Origin of the sequence: Psychrosphaera ytuae, assembly GCF_017638545.1 — a bacterium.
Lineage (GTDB): Bacteria > Pseudomonadota > Gammaproteobacteria > Enterobacterales > Alteromonadaceae > Psychrosphaera > Psychrosphaera ytuae.
Genome location: NZ_CP072110.1, coordinates 671,235 through 691,230, shown reverse-complemented (window position 1 = coordinate 691,230; position 19,996 = coordinate 671,235). Strand labels below are relative to the sequence as shown.

13 protein-coding genes and 1 pseudogene are annotated in these 19,996 nt (G+C 42.5%); 7 read left to right on the top strand and 7 right to left on the bottom strand.

Annotated elements, in window-relative coordinates; all coding sequences use genetic code 11:
* Positions 1-165 precede the first annotated feature (165 nt).
* Both J1N51_RS14825 and J1N51_RS14820 read left to right on the top strand, forming a co-directional pair.
* Positions 166-933 (top strand): annotated as a pseudogene (locus J1N51_RS14825) (histidine kinase dimerization/phospho-acceptor domain-containing protein); the annotation flags it as partial.
* A 225-nt stretch (positions 934-1,158) separates the two neighbouring features.
* Positions 1,159-1,902: an ATP-binding protein gene (locus J1N51_RS14820; RefSeq protein WP_408635892.1), complete on the top strand. Its 744-nt coding sequence runs from the start codon at positions 1,159-1,161 to the stop codon at positions 1,900-1,902.
* An 11-nt stretch (positions 1,903-1,913) separates the two neighbouring features.
* On the opposite strand, the gene J1N51_RS03130 is transcribed toward J1N51_RS14820, so the two are convergent.
* The 5 genes from J1N51_RS03130 to J1N51_RS03110 all read right to left on the bottom strand — a co-directional run bounded on the left by J1N51_RS03130 (position 1,914) and on the right by J1N51_RS03110 (position 10,233).
* Positions 1,914-2,966 carry an aldo/keto reductase gene (locus J1N51_RS03130; protein WP_208832540.1) on the bottom strand — a complete coding sequence of 351 codons (1,053 nt, stop codon included), beginning with the start codon at positions 2,964-2,966 and terminating at the stop codon, positions 1,914-1,916.
* Between the two features lie 23 nt (positions 2,967-2,989).
* Positions 2,990-3,667, bottom strand: coding sequence for a nitroreductase family protein (locus J1N51_RS03125; RefSeq protein ID WP_208832539.1), 678 nt, complete (start codon positions 3,665-3,667; stop codon positions 2,990-2,992).
* An 87-nt stretch (positions 3,668-3,754) separates the two neighbouring features.
* Complete coding sequence (locus tag J1N51_RS03120) at positions 3,755-6,907, bottom strand: Ig-like domain-containing protein (RefSeq protein ID WP_208832538.1); 3,153 nt, start codon at positions 6,905-6,907, stop codon at positions 3,755-3,757.
* Positions 6,908-6,983: 76 nt separating this feature from the next.
* On the bottom strand, positions 6,984-8,675 hold the full coding sequence (locus J1N51_RS03115; RefSeq protein WP_208832537.1) for a monovalent cation:proton antiporter-2 (CPA2) family protein: 1,692 nt from the start codon (positions 8,673-8,675) through the stop codon (positions 6,984-6,986).
* Positions 8,676-8,778: 103 nt separating this feature from the next.
* Entirely contained in the window at positions 8,779-10,233 is a 1,455-nt protein-coding gene (locus J1N51_RS03110) for a DEAD/DEAH box helicase (protein WP_208832536.1), read from the bottom strand.
* Between J1N51_RS03110 and J1N51_RS03105 the strand changes: the two genes are divergently transcribed.
* Together J1N51_RS03105 and J1N51_RS14815 are read left to right on the top strand one after the other, a co-directional pair.
* Positions 10,232-10,435: a hypothetical protein gene (locus J1N51_RS03105; RefSeq protein WP_208832535.1), complete on the top strand. Its 204-nt coding sequence runs from the start codon at positions 10,232-10,234 to the stop codon at positions 10,433-10,435. The two genes, J1N51_RS03110 and J1N51_RS03105, sit on opposite strands and share 2 nt — an antisense overlap.
* 3 nt (positions 10,436-10,438) lie before the next feature.
* A complete protein-coding gene (locus J1N51_RS14815; protein ID WP_408635878.1) occupies positions 10,439-10,723 on the top strand; it encodes a GIY-YIG nuclease family protein in 285 nt (94 codons plus the stop codon).
* On the opposite strand, the gene J1N51_RS03095 is transcribed toward J1N51_RS14815, so the two are convergent.
* Complete coding sequence (locus J1N51_RS03095) at positions 10,720-11,937, bottom strand: EAL and HDOD domain-containing protein (RefSeq protein WP_208832534.1); 1,218 nt, start codon at positions 11,935-11,937, stop codon at positions 10,720-10,722. The two genes, J1N51_RS14815 and J1N51_RS03095, sit on opposite strands and share 4 nt — an antisense overlap.
* A gap of 255 nt (positions 11,938-12,192) precedes the next feature.
* Here J1N51_RS03095 and J1N51_RS03090 point away from each other — a divergent pair, with 255 nt between their 5' ends.
* The 3 genes from J1N51_RS03090 (at position 12,193) to J1N51_RS03080 (ending at position 16,419) form a co-directional block, all read left to right on the top strand.
* Positions 12,193-13,254 carry an extracellular catalytic domain type 1 short-chain-length polyhydroxyalkanoate depolymerase gene (locus J1N51_RS03090; protein ID WP_208832533.1) on the top strand — a complete coding sequence of 354 codons (1,062 nt, stop codon included), beginning with the start codon at positions 12,193-12,195 and terminating at the stop codon, positions 13,252-13,254.
* 140 nt (positions 13,255-13,394) lie between these two features.
* Positions 13,395-15,698 carry a TonB-dependent receptor gene (locus tag J1N51_RS03085; RefSeq protein ID WP_208832532.1) on the top strand — a complete coding sequence of 768 codons (2,304 nt, stop codon included), beginning with the start codon at positions 13,395-13,397 and terminating at the stop codon, positions 15,696-15,698.
* Positions 15,699-15,786: 88 nt separating this feature from the next.
* Entirely contained in the window at positions 15,787-16,419 is a 633-nt protein-coding gene (locus tag J1N51_RS03080; RefSeq protein ID WP_208832531.1) for a response regulator, read from the top strand.
* Positions 16,420-16,437: 18 nt separating this feature from the next.
* Here J1N51_RS03080 and J1N51_RS03075 read toward each other — a convergent pair whose 3' ends face one another.
* On the bottom strand, positions 16,438-19,944 hold the full coding sequence (locus tag J1N51_RS03075; protein ID WP_208832530.1) for a hybrid sensor histidine kinase/response regulator: 3,507 nt from the start codon (positions 19,942-19,944) through the stop codon (positions 16,438-16,440).
* Positions 19,945-19,996 lie beyond the last annotated feature (52 nt).

Below are 19,996 nucleotides of genomic sequence, written 5' to 3'. Positions count from 1 at the left end.
CGAACAGTTGAAACTAACCCATTTATTGACGCTGCGTTTATAAGCGATGGCAGTCGCTTTATCGTTGAGGGATTTCCTATTGCAACGTTAAAGTTTAATAATGAGGTGATCAAAGCGTATACCCAAGACCGAGTAAATGCCTTTTATGTGAATACACAAATCAACATGCTTTACTTACAAGATAAAATTGACGGTTTACAGCCTACAGTAAAGGGTAGTGTCGTGCTTGCGATACCACTTCTCAAAAGTAATTCGTCGTTGGTCCGACCCTACGATACAACCGCTATTTTATTTTTATTACTCAACCCCGAACATTTTGTAAATGAAGATGAGCGTTTAGCGCATTCTAATGTACAACTCCTTATTGATGGAGTGACTTGGTTTCAGTTTGGTCAACAAAACCTAAACCAGGATGAGGTGATTGTAGAGCAGCACACTGCGTCTAAAAAAAATGAGTATGGTCTCGATTTTGAAGTAAAAGTTAAGCATTCAGAGCAATACTTTACTAGTTCGGTATTCGAATCAATTATATTGTCCAGCTTGTTAGTTATTCTACTATTTGTCGTGCTGCAAATGTATTTAATGGGGGTGACCAAACGCCTAACTCACCCAATAGAATTACTAGAAGAAATGACAGAAAAGATCAGAAAAGGGCATTACGAAGTCACTGGTTTGCGCTCAGAGTACACTGAATTTGATAAGTTATTTAACACCGTTGATAACATGACTAAGACGATAACGGCGCAAATAGACGATTTACACGAACAACGAACTCGCGCAGAGGTTTCAGAGCGAGCGAAAGCGGTGTTTTTAGCAAATATGAGTCATGAGATCCGAACCCCGATGAACGGAATTCTAGGCACATTACAAATTTTACAGCGCCAACCATTGCCTAAAGAGTCTGCTGACCTAATCGAAAAAGGTGTGTTGTCGAGCAAAATGTTATTGACGATTGTTAACGATATACTCGATTTTTCAAAGATAGAGGCTGGCCATTTACACCTCGAAACGATACCGACTAACATCTCAAGCTTGACTCAAGATATTGTTGCGGAACTGAGCCCGCAAGCAGAGTCAAAAGGTTTGCAACTAGATTTGATTCAAGACCCAACTTTCAGTTCTACTTGGTTTGCGGATCCTGTTCGCATTAAACAGATCTTGTTAAATCTTATTTCTAACGCAATTAAGTTTACTGACAAAGGCACCGTAACCGTTGAGTTAGCGGTCGATCAAAGTTCCGGTCATGCTCGTATAACTGTCATGGATACTGGGATTGGTATGTCAGAATCCATGTGTCAAAATTTATTTAATCGATTTGAGCAAGCGGATAGCAGTACTACGAGAAGGTTTGGTGGTACGGGTTTAGGCATGACGATAACTCGACAATTAGTAGAACTGATGAAAGGTGAGATTACGGTCAGTAGTACAATTGGTAAAGGCACAAAATTTGTTATTTTACTGCCGCTTATTGAAACTACATTAGACGTAGAGGAAGAGCATCACCACACAGAGTCAGTGACACCTGATCTCACCGGTAAACACATCTTACTGGCAGAGGATAATAAAATTAATCAAACAGTCTTTTTAGCCATGATGAGACCGACAAACGCAACAATAACCATTGCTGAAGATGGTGTGGAAGCGGTAGATGCGTTTAAAAATCATTCACCAGATCTAATTTTTATGGATATTCAAATGCCTAATATGGATGGGATTGATGCCTGTAAATCAATTCGTAAAGTTAATACAGACATCCCAATAATAGCGCTCACCGCTAATGTAATGGATCAAGACGTAAAGACATATATGAGTTCAGGCTTTGATTCTCACCTCGGTAAACCAATTGAGTTGAATGCATTGTACCGAGAAGCGACTTTATATTTGGTGTCAAAAGATCAATAACTTACCCCTTTTTAAAAAGGGGCAGGGAAGCGCTTTAAAATTTCATCAATTTCACTTAGTAATACGTCATCCAACGTAATTTCAAACGCATTAATATTCTCATTGAGTTGTTTTATTGATGTAGCACCGATAATCGTCGATGTGACACCGTCTACTTGTTTACACCAAGCTAACGCTAACTGTGCCGCACTATAACCATTTTTTTCAGCGAGTGTTTTGTATTCAGCGACCGCATTCATGCTCTGCTCAGAATCCCTAAACAAGCCATTGCGTTGACTCATAGTCCATCGGCTTCCTTCGGGGCGGGCACCATTCAAATATTTACCGGATAAAGCGCCGCCGGCCAAAGGTGACCAAGGTAAGTAAGCAATATTCTCGTGTATACAGTTTTCGATTAGGTAGGGCCAATCTTTGCTGTGCAACAAACTGAACTCATTTTGAATCGACACCATCTTGGGCAATTGGTATTTTTCACTGAGTTTTAGGTACTGATTAATCCCCCAGGTCGTGTCGTCAGATAGACCGCAATGTTTTACTTTTCCTGCATCAATACAGGTTTGTAGTGCATCAAGGATTTCATGCATTACTGCTGTTTCATGTGCGGCGCTTACTTCAGAAAAACGAACTTGATTTGGACGATGTTTAGCAAAATGAGGAGAGGTTCGATTGGGCCAATGCAACTGGTATAAGTCTATATAATCTGTTTGTAGCCTTTGAAGAGAATCGTCGACTGATTTGATAATAGCAGGACCTGAAATATCTTCAGCATTTCGAATCCAAGGCAAGCCGTTACCTGCTATTTTTGTAGCAAGGACTAGGTTTTGTCTTTGCGCTTTGTTTCGCGCTAACCAATTGCCAATAATACGCTCTGTATCGCCATACTTTTCACCTGATGGCGGCACCGGATAAAGCTCTGCGGTATCGATAAAATTGATGCCTTTATCTATAGCAAATTCGATTTGTTGGTCTGCATCTTGTTGGCTATTTTGTACGCCCCAAGTCATAGAGCCCAAGCAGATGTTTGAAACGTCGATACCACTGGAGCCAAGTTTTGCGTATTCCATGTTTTTTCCTGTTCTCGGTTTTATTACAAAAAGCTAGCTATGTCCTCTAGTGGCTTTTTAATGGTTGCATGATGTGGAATAGTTGCGTTTTGTGCTGGATAACCTACTACCAACAGCATGTAAGGGCGCTCGTTGTCCGGTCGCTGACACACTTTTGATAAAAACTGCATAGGTTTGGGGGTGTGAGTCAATGTCGCCAGTCCAGCGTGATGTAGTGCATTAATTAAAAAGCCAGTCGCAAGACCAACTGATTCATGTACGTAGTAGTTAGTATTTTGATCACCTGCGTGGACACCACCTTTCTTTTGTGAAAACACCGCGATTAACCATGGTGCGTGTTCTAAAAAAGGTTTGTTAGCATCTGTACCCAAAGGCTTGAGTGCTTCTAACCACTCATCTCCAGCTCTACCATCATAAAAGCCTTTTTCGTGAAGTTCTGCTTGTTCTCGGACTTGTTTTTTTACTTCATGACTGCTTATAGCGACAAAATGCCAAGGCTGATGGTTGGCTCCACTAGGTGCGGTTCCCGCCGCTTTTATGCAGTTTTCTATGATAGTGCGCGGCACTGCTTGGTCCGAAAACATGCGGATGCTGTGTCGACGCTTAATGTTTTCGTAAAACTGAACAGAGCGTTCCAGCATTTCTGATTCTGGATATTTGATGAAATCGGTTAACGGGTGGTGTTGTTCTGACTGACTCATGCCGTCCTCCAAGCCTAAATAATTGTTTTATTTAACGTGTATTTAGACCTGGAGGCAAGTTTAAATTAGTGGTTAGTTTGTAGACTCTTACAGATCATCGTCCCTGACCTTTACAGTAATAAACTCATCCACTTGAACATAGCCATCGGTTAATCGAATCGCTATGCTGACAGGTCGACTATCAGCTGGGTCGGCCAGGGTTACATCGTTGGTATTGATAGTAAATTCAACCCGATTGTTAAAGTAGTTGATGTTTGTAATATTGACGACGGAGGCGTTGCCGAAGTTGTTTGTTGTACTCACACTGATAGGAACTACAGTATCCTCCGGAGTTACACCATCTTGTAGCACATCATCGTCAAAGAAATAGAAGACTTCGGTTAGCGATGAATTATCTCCCATACTGATGGTTTTGGGACTTAAGTTTTCAAATTCTATATATGGTGGCGTATTGTCAATGGTTTTTGATAGCGTAAATGAGGCGGTAGCAGACGTCTGATCTGGGTCCGTTACTCGTATTGTTACTACCTCGCCGGCAAGTGATGTGCCTTTTGTCGCAGCTTTCAGGGTGATTGAATAAATATCAAAACCAACCACTTCTATGGTTGTTGGTAATGCTTCTGAGTTGCCATTGAGCGCTTCGATTTGCAAATCACCAAGCTGGTTATCTATATCACTAATATTGAGCGTCATTGTCGCTGTGTAGTCGTTGACTAAAGCAAGGCTCGGTGCACCTAGGCTGATGGTCGGAGGATCGTTTTCAGGCAGTGCAACTACCTCAATGATTTCTGAAGTACTGAGTTGGCTGGTACTTGTGTCTGTGGCGACGACTTGAATTCTGTATACGGTTTGACTGAGTACATTATCGGGTACTCTTATTTGTAACGAATTAGCAAGATAATCAATTTGCAAATTGGCAATATTAGAGGTTCCTCCATCAAGCGTACTGATAATTATACCGTCGCCGTTAGGGTCGCTGACGGTGTAATTGATGATTTGGAAGTTACCTTCTTCAATATTTGGGTTGAATGGCTCGATGGTCAAAATAGGTGGCTCAGGTGCCGTAGGAACAACGACGGTAATAGTCTCTGAGACTTCAATAAAACCATCGGACGCTGTGGTAGTAAACGTCATACTCTGTTGGAACTCAGCACTCGGATCCAAAGTTAAGGTTAGCTCTCCAGATGTTTGGTTATAGCCAAAAGTAAGTAATGTGTTATTGGTAAACCGATTGATAGTCAGAGCGGTACCGTCTGGATCGGTATAGGTCAATAATAGTGTAGTGCTTTGGCCTGGTGCTAACGTCACTTGTGATTGACTCACTGAGATTTCAGGTGGTCTATTGTTAATTCGTACAATGACCGGAAGCTCTAATTCTGCAACGGCGCCAAATTCATCCTCTGCTCTAATCAATACAGAATCAGAGGTTTCAAATTCAACGTCCTGCGCTGTCACGGTCATGATGCCATCGGTGTAGCTAATGTTGACCAAATCAGAATCAAACGTAAATGTAGGTATAAGCACACCTTCATCAACATCTGCTACATTGAGAGGAATATTAAGAGTACCTGTTTCTACAATGTCGATAGCGCTGACATTTGTAGTTATAGTTGGAGCAGAGTTTTTATAGATCTCAATTGGAACTGTAATACTTCGGTCGCTCCCAAAAACGTCTGTCGCCGTTACTGTGACATCTGTTACAACCGTTGTTGATTCGGCAAGTAGATTTGTGTTGACCGTAACAGTGTCAGTATTGACTGTAGTATCGCCATACACCGGGTCTATTTGTGCAGACAATGTGTAGTCATGACCTTCAAAGTCTGAGCCAGTTACCACGAAGTCGATGGCCTTACTCTCTAGTACAGGAGGTGGAGTCGTTGCTTCAATAATAGGCGCAAGGTTTTCGTTACCACCTTGAAAGGTAGAGAAATTATTGCGCACATATAAGTGAAAAGTTAGTTTACTTTGAAAGCTCTGATCAGCCGCGACGATGGTAATTTGCTCGTGTTGGAGTTGGCTCACATCATCGGCATATACTGAAAAATAAGGGTAGTTAATATCAAACGTAAATCCATCAAAGGTAGTCAGGACATCATACGTTACATCCTCAGGGGTTTCGTCCTCCATCACAAATGCAAAGCGGCTTATTTCGTCGGTTTCGTTACCGGTTAGGCGTTTGGTTAAGCTCACAGTCACATTTTCTTCTAGGTACAATCGCGGCGGTTGATTGTTATTAACTAGACTTTGACTGTTGGCTGATTCTATAAGCTCGATATCGATTAAATCTTTGAGGTGACCATCGCTCACCTCTAAAGTTATAAACGTCTGATTTTCCGGCAGGCTGTCAATTAATGAGACACTGAGTTGATAACCTATGGCTAATCGGTGCACGTGAGTTTGAACTTGAGGTGGAGCCGACACAACCCGATATGAAATTCGATCTGAGTCCGGATCATAGACATCAAAGGTCAAATGAGTTGTAACACCCGGCGTTAATGTCATTTGAGGTGCGATTAATGCAATTACAGGTGGCTCTGGGGTAACTAAGTTTCTGTTTTTATTGTAGTAGATGATGTCTATGCTGGACTCAATCCGTTCACCCATGTATTCGGTCACTGCAAGTAATTGACCATAGGTATCTTCCTCACCATCATCTGCAGTAATTGTGTAACTTTGCCCATCATTGCCCAGGCGTCCAGTCAGGTTTGCTGCGTTTAGATAAAGCGTCTCAGTGATGTCTGAATTATCGAGACTGTAGTTTCGACTGAGGTTTAGTGTGATTTTTTCGTCTTCAAAAATCGTGATGTAATCGGATGGCCAGCTGACGGTAAGAGGGCCGGTTTCTTCTTCGTCTCCGCCACTGCCATCACCGCCACCATTTCCATCTCCACCGTTAGCAGAGTCATTTATGGTAATGGATATATTTGATACTACCGTGCGCTGAGGTGCAACAAACGTCAGTTGTAACTGCCCAGAACTGGCTGCATCTCCAGCCGTAAATGTAACGGTTTGAGCGTCAGTATTGATGACGGCAGTACCTAAGTCACTTTGAACAATCGCCGAAACATCTACATCGTCAACATTAGCATTAGTTAATGTGTAGTTGAGAGTAACTTGCTCCCCGACCTGCACATCAAGCGAAGTTGGGCTGACTTGGACTGAAAATGGTGTGTCCGTAGGTGTTGGTTCGTCCTGACCATCGCTTGAGCCACATCCTGTTAGCGCCCACAACACCACCATTAAGACAAAACATCTTAAATGCTGGCACGAATTGTACATTAAGCTAAATTACTCCAAAGCTAATCACAAACTAATGTTAGTTCATTATAGTATCGGTCGGATCCTTAATTTTTTTATAGTAATTTTCGCGAAATGCCGTTAAAAGTTGATTTTGTAATAATGAATCTACGCCGTGATCGTCCAGAACTTGCTCGCTGAGCTCTAAACTTACTTCTATATTTTCAGATATGACTCTTGTTGCCCCGAGTTGGTATAAGGCTTTACAAGTGTCACTGTTATGACCTCTTACATATAACGGTAGACTTGGGTGAGCGTGATGCAGCGTAGAGACTAACTCTTTTGCGTCCTCTGGTGAATTGACTGTAATAATGACACAACTTGCATGCTGTATGCCGCCAGCGTGAAGTAGGCTGGTTTGCGTGACATCACCGAAAAAAATCGGGTGCTCTTGTTGGTAGGCTTTTACAATGTTTGCACTCTTATCAAAGGCCATATAACTGATATTGGCGCTATCTAATACCTGAGCGACAGCTCGACCAACTCGACCAAAACCGGCTATAACGACTTTGCCTTCGCTTTGTTCAGCCTCTACTGTATTGAGATCTGTATCATCTTGAGGTTTTGCTTTTAAAACATCCGCAAAATAGGCCAAAACAGGGGTTACCAACATACTAACAAGCACCACTAACATGAGCTTGTCAAATATGGGCTGAGCCAAAATGCTTTGATTGAACGCGAGTGTAAACAGTACTAATGCAAACTCACCTCCTTGACCCAATAATAAACCCACACTCAATGCTTTGTGCCATGGTAAGCCAAACAATCTTGCAAGAGGCGTAATGACAGCAACTTTTACGACAATTAATCCGAGTGTCGCAAATAAAATTATCCCAGGGTTGTTAATTAATCCCGAGATATTAAGTGACATGCCCATAGCAACAAAAAACGCCCCTAGTAATAATCCTCTAAAGGGCTGAATTTCTGCTTTTATTTGATGGCGATAGGATGAGTCAGAAATCAATAAACCAGCTAAAAACGCGCCCATTGCCATAGATAAACCTGCAAGCTCGGTTAAGTAAGCAGTACCTAATACTATGAGTACAGCGAGAGCCGTGAAGACCTCGGCATTGGCGCTAAGTGCGACGCGATGTAAAAGAGGAGTCAATAAATAGCGCCCACCTAAAAATACCGCGACTAATATCCCAATAGACTGTAAAAATGCCGAGCTGACACTTGAAGTCACAGAGTTTGTCGCCGCCAACATAGGGATAAGGGCTAACAAAGGAACAACCGCTAAATCTTGCATCAATAAAATTGCGACCGAAGGCTTACCTGTGTCTGTGGTTAACTGTTTTTTGTCTGTTAATATCTGTAATACAAATGCAGTAGAAGAAAGGGACAGAGCGGTACCAATGACCACTGAAGTAGGCCAACTTAGATTTATTACAAAATAGCAAAAGGAAGTGATAATTGCGGTACAAAGTAAAATTTGTGCAGAGCCCAAGCCAAATACAAGATGACGAATCCGCCACAAAAATGCCGGTTTCATCTCCATACCGATGACAAACAAAAGCAGGACCACCCCAAACTCGGAAATGTGAGCGATGTTCTCTACATCATGTACTAGGCCTAAAACCCCGGGGCCGATTAAAATACCAGCTAACAAAAAGCCCGGAACCGCGCCTAGTCTGATGGCTTGTGCGATGGGAACAAAAATAACCGCAGCAAGAAGAAGATAGATGATTTCGAGTAAAAAAGAGCCGTGCACAGTAACGGGACCTATGATGTGGATAATAATTCCAGTTTACTGTGCAAAATTAGTCTAAACAACTCTTGTTCAATCCAGATGTGATTTGGATCAAGTAGTTGGTTTATTTAGCTTTGTTTATTGAGTATTTCGACTTCTGCTTCGGCTTTTGCCCAGTCTTATTTTGGGGCTTATTATTACCTTGATTTTTAGGCTTTGGTTTACTGTCTGTTTTTTTATTTGCGTCTGGTTTTCGACGGCGATTGGCCCCAGAGCCATTGCTGTTTGGACGTCTTTGACGTGTTTTGTCTTTACCCTCAGTTGTACTTGCACGTGATTTGGTATCTGAGCTTGAGGTTTCTTCGGTCTCTTCTGACTTTGGTTTTTTGTTCTTTTTAGGCTTTTTCTTTTTAGGTGGCTTTATCGGTTTTGATTCTGCCAATACCATTTGTGGCTCAAATTCTTCATCGATTAAACGCGGAATGTGTTGCTGAATTAACTGTTCAATATCGTTAAGGTTCTTAAATTCATCCCCACTAACCAACGAAATAGCATGACCGGCTGCACCAGCGCGGCCTGTGCGGCCAATTCGGTGAACATAGTCTTCAGCAACCTGTGGTAAATCGTAGTTAACAACTTGAGGCAGTTGTTCAATGTCCAAACCTCGAGCAGCGATATCCGTCGCTACCAAAACTCGTATTTCTTTATTTTTAAAGTTAGCCAGGGCTTTAGTTCGAGCCCCTTGGCTTTTGTTGCCGTGAATAGCGGCAGCTGTGATGTTTTTTGCGTCTAGGTTGCGGGCAATGCGGTTTGCACCGTGTTTAGTGCGACTGAATACTAATACCTGCTGCCAGTCATTTTGTTTAATCAACTTGATTAACAATTTACCTTTACGGCCTTGGTCGACGCTGTATAGCCTTTGTTCAACAAGTTTAGTCGTTGTGTTGGCCGGAGTCACAGATATGTGGACTGGATCATTCATTAGACCCTGTGCGAGCTGCTTGATGTCATCTGAAAAGGTCGCAGAAAACATTAAGTTTTGGCGTTTTTTAGGCAGAAGTTTAAGAATGCGTTTTATATCGTGAATAAAACCCATATCGAGCATACGGTCTGCCTCGTCTAAGACTAACATTTCAAGTTGCTCAAACTTAACCGCGTTTTGTTGGTACAAATCAAGTAATCGACCAGGCGTAGCGATTAATATATCTACGCCTTTTCTCAATGCCATCATTTGTGGGTTTATTTTTACACCACCAAACACAACAGTCGACTTTAAGTTAAGGTGTTTACCATAAGTCGCAACACTATCGGCTACTTGGGCGGCAAGCTCACGCGTGGGGGTCAATACCAACGCTCGTACTTGATTACTTTTGGCACTTGGACCAGACAATAAACGCTCAAGCATAGGTAGAGTAAAACCTGCGGTCTTTCCCGTTCCAGTTTGCGCGGCGGCCATGACATCGCTGCCGGATAGGACAGCTGGAATGGCTTTGGCTTGAATAGGAGAGGGTGAATCGTAACCTTGTTCGGCAATAGATGTTAGTATTGCCTCGTTAAGGCCTAAATCGGTAAACTGCATGTTTTCTCACTTGCTGGCTGATGACAAACTTAAACCACTGGCATTCTTTTGGTATTGCTCTGATATTAGCCCAAAGATTGAGTTTGTATCATTGAAACCATACGAGCATCTGCCAAGGGAGTACGAGCTCGCAGAGCAGCAGTGGAAAGTGGCGCGAAGACTACAGGAAAGCGCCTATGTAAGCAATCGAATCAAAGGTTAAAAATTGGATAGTACAGCTTTGTGGTATGTCTATATATTAAAGTGTGCGGACAATACTCTATATACAGGGATTACAGTCGATGTAAAAAGGCGTTTAGTCCAGCATAATTCTGGAAAAGGGGCCAAATATACGCGCAGTCGAACACCCGTCGAAGTTATGTATACGGAGGTGGCAGAATGCCGAAGTTCTGCGACAAAAAGAGAAATGGCCATTAAAAAAATGACCAAAACTCAAAAACAACAATTGATTTTGAACGGTGCGTTAACCGTTAAGCAACTTGATCTTTAACTGAAAAGACTATCGGCTTCGATACTTGCGTCTAAATAAACTTTATCTATATTAAAATCTTGGTCGGGAAAGTGCTTTTCAACGACGGCTCTTACACCATCCCACTCGTCACGCTCAACGTGCTTAACGACCTGAAGAGCACAGCCGTACTGACCCTCATAATGCAACAGTGAGTTGGCGAGCTTCTCTTGTAATTGGAGCTTGGCGACGACATCTTCCATTGTTGTATCTAGAATCGCGTCAAGGACTGATAGTATTCCCACTAAGAATCCAGTTGGGCTTGGTGGTTGACCAATGAGCGTTGGTAGGTTCTGAATAAACAGGGCGCGCCTCAAGCCCAGTAAAACCAACTCGCTAGGTTTTGAATCTGCAAGCTTAGTAACGGCTACCACTGAAATAAATTTTCTCATGGTGTCTTCACCGAGATAAATAACCGCTTTATTAATACTCGAAATGTTAATGTTGCGAAGCGCTAAAGAGACATTGGCAAGCTTTATAACACGAGCAGTTAGACTTATATCTCGACCTAACACGCTTGCCACATGGTTGAAGTCCAATAAGGTTTTACTCAAACAATTGACAAGCTCTAAAGCGACAACTTTAGATGGATCAATGTTTTTAAACTGCATAACTTGAGGTTTGGCAAAGTAATACCCTTGCAAGTAGTCCACTCCACATTTAATTGCAGCTTCTGCTTGCTCTAGGGTCTCGACTCTTTCAGCGACAAGTTTGACATCAGGAAATCTTTGTTTGATCACCCTTACTGTCTCTGGTATTTCACCTAGAGACTCCGGGATATCAAACTTAACATAGTTGATATAAGGCGATAAACGCTGCCACTTGCCCTCAAAATCATAATCGTCGAGTGCAAAAATATAGCCCATTTTGTGCAGTTCACCGATAGCGGCGACGGTTTGATCATCGACTACACTTCGTTCGACAATTTCAATTACAAGATTGTCACGAGGGATAAGATTAGGGATTTTTCTTAGAACACTTTTGTCACATAAATTTACGAATGCTTTGCGCTGTTCGGTGACATTATTGATACCGTGAAATAATGCAGTTTCATAAAAAAGACGAGCGGAGGCTTCCTCGTCAGTCATACCGGCAGGAAACATATTTTTTTCTGAATCACGGTAGAGCAACTCATAAGCAACAACTTCATGATCAGCATCAAAAATTGGTTGTTTCGCTAAAAACTGTATATTCAAAAACAAACTCCATATTTAAATCTATTAACAGCGATAGACTTCCCGTACTCGATAAATTAGGTTTTCCATTCTCTAATTTGACAAGACAACACTACGAGAAAACAAGCCCATAGTATAAGTGTAAAACTCGCTAAAGTGCATTAAAAATATACAAATATAGTCAGTTGGGATTTAACCGGGACTAAAGTAGCATTGTGTCTGGTCTCTTTCTCATTTTGACTTACAGGACGTCTTTGTTTTAAAAGGAATACTATTTTGAAGACAACTCATATGTTCAACGCCGGCATCGATTATGTCGATTTCAGATTTAGTAACAGGGTGCGAAAGCTTGTGCTAATTGTCGTGACTTTTCTAATCGCCTTACCTAATTACTCGGTTGCAGCAAAGTCTGATTCTGTGGCAACTTGGAACGAGTCATTGATACCTATACAGATTGCACCAAAGTTAAACCCTGGTGAATTAACAGCATCACTTTATAAAGTGACAAACGCACAGAACTTGGTGGTATTACTTCATGGTTGTGGCCAATCGGCAATAGACTTTGCCAATCATGGTGGGTTTTATGCGATGGCTCGGCGCTTTGAAGCTAACTTGTTGTTGATTCAACAGTCGCAACAAAACAACCCACAGGGCTGTTTTAATTGGTTTTCTGAGCATGATACGACAGTAGGCAAAGGGGAGTACGCCAGTATTATGGCCTTTGTTTTTCAGGCAGAAAAACAACTTACCTCACCTCAGGCGCGGTTTTTAATAGGGCTGTCAGCGGGTGCTGCAATGGCGAATGCACTCTACGCTCAGCAACCCGAACAATTTGATGGTTTGGCTGTCGTAGCTGGTATTCCGTTTCCATGTGCGCAGTCATTGGTTCAAGCTATTTCTTGTATGAAAGTGGGGCCTAACCAATCTGGTAAAGCGATGGCGCAATCCGCAATGTCCTCTGGTTCAAATACACTTGGTTCAAACTTGACTCGAGGAAATCACGTCATTGTTATTACTGGCACAGGGGATCGAATTGTATCGCCAAATAACTCTGAACTAACTGTTTCACAATACAAACATCTATTGGGCTTAACTGAGCTTCCGTCAAAACAAGAGGGAGACGGGTATTCGAAAATGATTTATCACCAAACCGATAGCAAAATCCCCGCTCAAATCGATTATTACCAAGTGTTAGACATGGATCACGGTTTGCCAGTTGACAGTCGTACCTTATCTGGAGAACGCGCAGCGCCGTATTTCTTGGATGTAGGATTTAGTGCCAGTAGTTCTATTTTTAGTACTTGGTTTGGCGCTAGAAAGAACAATGCGTCAAGTTGATGGGCCATTAAAAATAGCGAAGTAGAACAATAAAGTCAGTCTCTCAAACCCCATATACTACTAAGGTACACATTAAATTTGTTCTTAACTGGGTTAGGGTGGATGACGTCAAATAATAAAAATATAAACAGGGTTACAACATGAATTCTATCCTCCTAACAAAATCACTGGTGGCGGCAGCTGTAGCAAGCGTTTTGGTTGCACCCGTCAGTTACGCTGCGGAATCCGAAGCTAAAGCATCTAAGAAAAAGGGTCTTGAAGTAATCGAAGTAACAGCCCGAAAAACGGTTGAAAATCTACAGGAAGTACCCGTTGCAGTTACCTCGGTAAGTGAGTCGGATTTAGCAGAAGCCGGCATTCAAGTATTAACGGAAATTCAACAATTTTCGCCAAATACGACGCTGCAAACGAGTCGTGGTACTAATTCAACATTAACGGCTTTTATTCGCGGTGTTGGTCAACAAGACCCTTTGTGGGGTTATGAGCCAGGTGTTGGTATCTATGTTGACGATGTTTATATCGCTCGTCCTCAAGGAGCTGTTATCGATTTGCTAAACGTCCAACGAATCGAAGTATTACGCGGGCCACAGGGAACGTTGTACGGTAAAAACACCATAGGTGGTGCCGTCAAATATGTAACTAAAGCGATGAGTGGTGAAACTCAAGTTGACCTTAATGCAACAATTGGCTCATACAACCAAAAAGATTTTAAAGTGACAGGTCAGATTCCTTTGATTGACGATGAGCTGTACGTTGGGTTTGGATACGCGTCTTTAAATCGTGATGGTTATGGTGAGTTTTTGACGGTTGCTGAAGGCTTAGGAGCGCAAGATACCGAAAATTACAATAAAGACTTAACGGCGGCTCGATTGACTTTAGAGTACGCACCATCTGACGACTTATTTATTCGTCTAGCTTGGGATACGACTCAAGATGATAGTAATGCCAAAGGGGGTTATCGTTTACTGCCGAGTTTGTTGACCAATGCGCCGGTTCCAGACAGTGTTTATGATTCGTATACCTCGTTACCAACGGAAAATTCAGTTGAGTTAGATGGTCTTAGCCTTACCGTTGATTACTCAGTCTCAGAAACCTTATCTCTGAAATATATTGGCTCAAGCCGCGAGAGCTACTCCGATACCAATATTGACTTTGATAATACCGCCTTGGATATTTTTGACGTTCCAGCGATTTATGACGATGAAAATACAAGCCATGAATTACAAGCTAATTATCAAGGCCAAGGATACAGTTTAGTGGCTGGTGCTTATCTTTATGATGGCGAATCATGCGGTCAATTTGACGCAATTTTAGGGGTGTTAGGGCGTGCATTGTTCCCTGGTGTTGCGACTGGATTTACCCGAGAAGTCACTGGTTGTAATAACTCAGAAAGCCAAGCCGTATACGCACAAAGTAGTTTTGACCTCGCTGAAAACTTATCGTTAACCGTAGGCGCAAGGTATACCAAAGAACAAAAAGATGCGTTTGTACATAATGATGTGACGATTTCTAATGTATATCCACGCACGGGTTGGATCCCGGGCTATACTCGCGATCCTAACTTAATGTTTGGTCGTGTGTTGGGCACAGATACCGATGGCGATGGAACCTTAGATGCACCTAAGTCTGCAGATTGGTCTCGTTTTACACCTCGAATCGGTGTTGAATATTTTGTCGATGACAAAACCATGTTGTTTGCTAGTTACTCTCAAGGTTTTAAATCAGGAACATTTAACCCTCGAGCGTCGAGTAATGAAGACGCAGCGAACCCAGAAATCGTTGACTCTTTTGAAATTGGTATGAAGAAAGATTGGAATAGTCAGCTAAGAACCAATCTTACTGCCTTTAGTATTGATCATACGGATCGTCAGTACATTGTTGTGACACCTGATCCAAACGATGCAACGGTACTAAACCAAAATCTAGGCAATGTTAAAGGTTCTACGGTAAAAGGTTTTGAAGCTGAGGTCAGTATAGCTGCAACGGACTTATTGAGTTTTGACATCGCGCTAGGATGGTTAGACGCAGAAATCGAGGATGATCCAGCCATTGCGACACCGCTAGTAGGATTAGCTAATACGCCAGATTACACTTTGGCGGTGTCGGGTAACTACCTGATTGAATCAGATTATGGTTACTTTGTTGTTAACGGTGGATATTACTATCGTGATGATTACCGTATTTTTGAAGATAGCGATGATTTGTATCAGGATGGCTATGGCATCTTTAATCTAGGCGTCAGCTGGGAAAGCAATGACGGAACCTGGTACGGTGGGTTGCACGGCAAAAACTTAACCGATGAAGAATACATGGTAGGTGGCTACGCCTTTGCCGCACGCAATGAAGATGGCACTTATTCACCTGGTTTAGGTGGAGATACCACATTAGCGAGTTATTACGGGGATCCCAGAACCATTCATTTAACAGTGGGATATCGCTTCTAATTCACTACCACTATGATAAAAAGCACATCTGGCAATGATGTGCTTTTTCTGTTTTTATAGATAACAAATAGGAAGTAAGGAAACCCACATGTCTCACGTACTCATTGCCGATGACCATCCGTTGTTTCGGGCTGCATTAAAACAAGCCGTAGGGCTATCGTTTCCAGAGTCACACATTGTCGAGGCGAGTGATGTAGAAGAGCTCTTTGGCCAAGTGAATCGCTTGTCTGACTTAGAGATCGTGTTTTTGGATCTACATATGCCTGGCAACGATGGGTTTATGTCACTTACCCAATTAAAAAACCACTACCCAGATATCGAAGTTATTATGGTCAGTGCCGACGAACAAACGGAGCTCATGCAACAGGCCATAGATTTTGGCGCCTCGGCATTTGTACCTAAGTCGGCGGACTTGGCCTCGATTCAAGCTGCCATCGAGAGTGTTTTGGACGGTGAAACTTGGTTGCCCTCTGGTGTGCGTCATGAAAGCGCCGAACACCAAGCTCGTGTGTTGTTAAGTGCTCAATTAGCAGAGCTGACACCGCAACAATACAAGGTATTAAAGCTCATTGCAGAAGGACAGCTTAACAAACAAATAGCCTACGAATTAGACATCAAAGAAACAACAGTTAAAAAACACGTGTCGGCTATTTTAGAAAAACTTCAGGTTCACAATCGAACCCTTGCGGGTATGGCATTTCAACAGTTAAAACTAAATTAAAACTCACCTAAACCCCACCTAAATTGCGGTGGGGTTTAATATATTTTTCAATTTACGCTTGAGAGCAGGAGCTTTGACTGGCTTTCGAATAAAGCTGTACTTGTGATCGATACAGGTTTGGCGAAGTGTTTCGGAAGGGTCCGCCGAGCAAATAATAACTGGCGTTGTCGACGTCAAAAGTTTGGTCAGTGATGGATGGTCATGTAAATAATTGACCACTTCAATGCCTGTGTCACCGTCATCTAAATGATAATCTGCGACAATTAAATCCAACGTACTTTTGTACTGAGTCAACTTCTCGAACAACTCAGCCCGACTGTGGCCAGATATTACTTTGAAACCCCAATGTTCAAGCTGTTGAGATAAGGCTTTAACGATCAGTGGTTCGTTATCTATGATGGCAATGGTTTGTTGGCTTTGCGTAACCGCAATAGCGTTGTTGGTTTCTGCTCTTGAAGGCAAGGTTGGTGGTTGCACTTCACGTTCAACATCAATGCCAAAACATATGCCCTTATCAGGCACAGAACGAACAAATATAGGGGCATTTAATAAATCAGCGATGCGGTCACAAATCGCTAAGCCAAGACCTAAACCTGGCTTTTCTTTATTTTCTTGTAGACGCTCAAACTCTTTAAACACCCTAAACAACTTGGTGTTTGGGATGCCAAGTCCGTTGTCGATCACATCTAAGCGCAATCGCTGTCTATGTCGCCTCACACCGATAACGACCTTTATTTTTCGCTTTGGATCTTTGGCAAGTGCAAGCGGTGCATAATGGAATGCGTTGGACAAAAAGTTTTGTAATACTCGGCGCAATAAACGCTTATCAGATCTAATCCAAAGCGCACTATGGACGCAACTGAATTCAATTCCAAGACGCTTTGCCATCGCAGAAAACTCATTTTCGAGAGGGCGGAGCAGTTCCATCACAGGAAAAGATTGGATATCAACTTTTTGCACCCCTGAATCTAGTTTACTGATCTCAACCAGGTCCGTTAATAGTTCCTCTACGACTTGAAGTGAATCTTCAATGTTGTTCGCTAGTTCTTCAACCTCAGAGTTCTGGGCTTTTTGTTTAAGCATGGCGGTAAAAAGCGACAGAGCGTTAAAGGGCTGCATTAAGTCGTGACTTGCTGCTGCTAAAAATCGGGTTTTACTGCGGTTGGCGTTTTCTGCTTCTGCTTTTGCTTCGGTTAACTCAGAAGTTCGCTCTGCAACTCTTTGTTCTAATAGTTCATTCGCTTGTTGGAGTTGCTTTTCGGCTTCAATGTGGCGGCTTATATCTGTAAAAGTACTTACAAAACCACCACCTGGCATAGCTTGGCCACGTATTTCAATGACGACACCAGAAGGTAATGTGCGCTGTGTGTGATGCTGGTGACCTTGACGCATATGGGCAAGGCGTTTATCAATCATGCCTTGAATATCGTCACCGCTGAGTAAGTCACGCTCGGCATTATATCGAATGATGTCTTCAATCGGCATTCCTGCCTTGAGCATACCAGCGGGAAATTCTAACAACTCAACATAGCGTTGGTTCCAGGCCACTAACTTCATGTCAGCATCGATAACACTTATTCCTTGCGCTATATTCTCGACACCGGCTTGAAGTAACTCTCGATTGAACTCGTACAAACGAGATGCTTCATCGACAATTTCCGCAACGTTATCTAGGGTGTGGATGTCGCCACTTCTATGTTGACTCGCGGCCTGTAAAACAAGTCTTGTCGAAGCTGTCCCCAAAATAGCGGATAGGGATTTTTGTACAAACTGAATATCTTGTTTTTTTGCTAATTGGGACAATGGAAGCGCAGTAGGTAAGCTTTTTGCAAAATTGTTTTTTGCGCTTTCATCTATAAACCGATGCAGCAAGTCCAGTAAGTCACCATACGTCAAAGTATGCTCAATGCCACTAGATGAGTTTAGGTGGGAAGACGCAGCGGTGAAGTTTTTGGCTAATAGGGATTCACCAAGTGACGGTTGCTTCCAATTGGAGATGGCCACAAATAACATCAGGTTGATTGTCAGACTCATCAACAGACCGTGAGTAATAGGGTCTAAACTATCTAGCCCAAACATGGCGGTAGGAATTAAAAAGTCTATTCCAAACAAGCCGTTTGTAACTATTGATGACTCAGGCCAAAGGTTTGGTATTAGTAAACAATAAAACCATGTTACGCTACCGCCAATCAGCCCCCACAAGGCACCATCTGAACGACTGTTTCGCCAATACAACGCACCGACTACAGCGGGAGCGCATTGAGACAGCAAAACAAAGGACAATAGACCTAAACTGGCAAGCTCGCTTTGTTGAGTGATAAGTTGGTCGAACGCTAAAGACAGCAACAATATTCCCGCAATCACTAGACGCCGAATGAATAATAACAATCGACCCATAGTTTTAGGTTGATCAGTGCCGGTTTGTTTGGTCTTTCGCCAAGTTTTTAAAATAATTGGGTTGGCAATTTCAGTGGTGATGAGCGTTGATAATACGATTGATGCAATGATCACCATGCTAGATGCCGCCGCTAACCCTCCTAAAAACACCAACAAACTCAAAACTGATTGGTCGTAATACAAAGGGATTGTCAGCATAAAGGTGTCTGGGCTAATCGCCCCACCTGGAAAAGTGACCAAACCGGCCATTGCTATAGGTAAAATAAATAGATTTATCAGTAATAAGTATCCTGGATACATCCAACGGGCTTGTTTTAGCTGGTGTTCATTATCGTTTTCTATGGCAATCATGTGAAATAGTTGCGGCGTAATAAATATCGTCGCAAACCCCAGAATGATTTGTGCAAGAATAGAATACATATCCATAGGTTGGTCAACGGGAGAAGGCAGGGCTTGATATTGTTGATGCAAGCTTTCCCAACCGTCAAACACATAAAACACCGCAAAGACGCCGACAGCTAGAATTACGAACAACTTAAATAACGAACTAAATGCAATGGCAATGAGCAAGCCGGGGTTTTGCCGGTTAACCTCTGCGTGACGGACCCCAAACAACACGCTAAACCCAATTAATACTATGGTTACAATTGTTGTTGTCGCAAAACCTGATTGATAACTGCCCGTGACTAAATCAAATGATTGACTTACAGCTCGCAATTGGAGTGCTATGTATGGAAGTGTTCCGACGACGGCAATAATAGAGATAACAGCTGCAATGCTTGGGGCTTTGTCATACCTACATGCAATAAAGTCAGCAACAGAGGTGAGGTTTTGTTGTTTGCTTACTCGCACCAGTTTTAACAGCATTGGCCAAGCTAATACAAAACACGCAATCGTTCCGATATAAATTGGTGCTAACCAGTAACCCGTATGAGCTGCTTGAGAAACCGTTCCGTAAAAGGCCCAACTGCTACAGCTCACTGCAATTGCAAGGGTATAGAGGCTGGGTTTGGCAGCCCAATGAGAAAGGTGTTTTTGGCCAAAATAAGCTACAAAAAAGAGCAGGCCTAAAAACCCCAGTGCCAAAAGGGACACTAACCACGTATCAATCGACAACCAAACTAACACAGTATTCCCTCACGACTTTTCTGCTTTTTTACAAAGAGTTTGATGATTATCC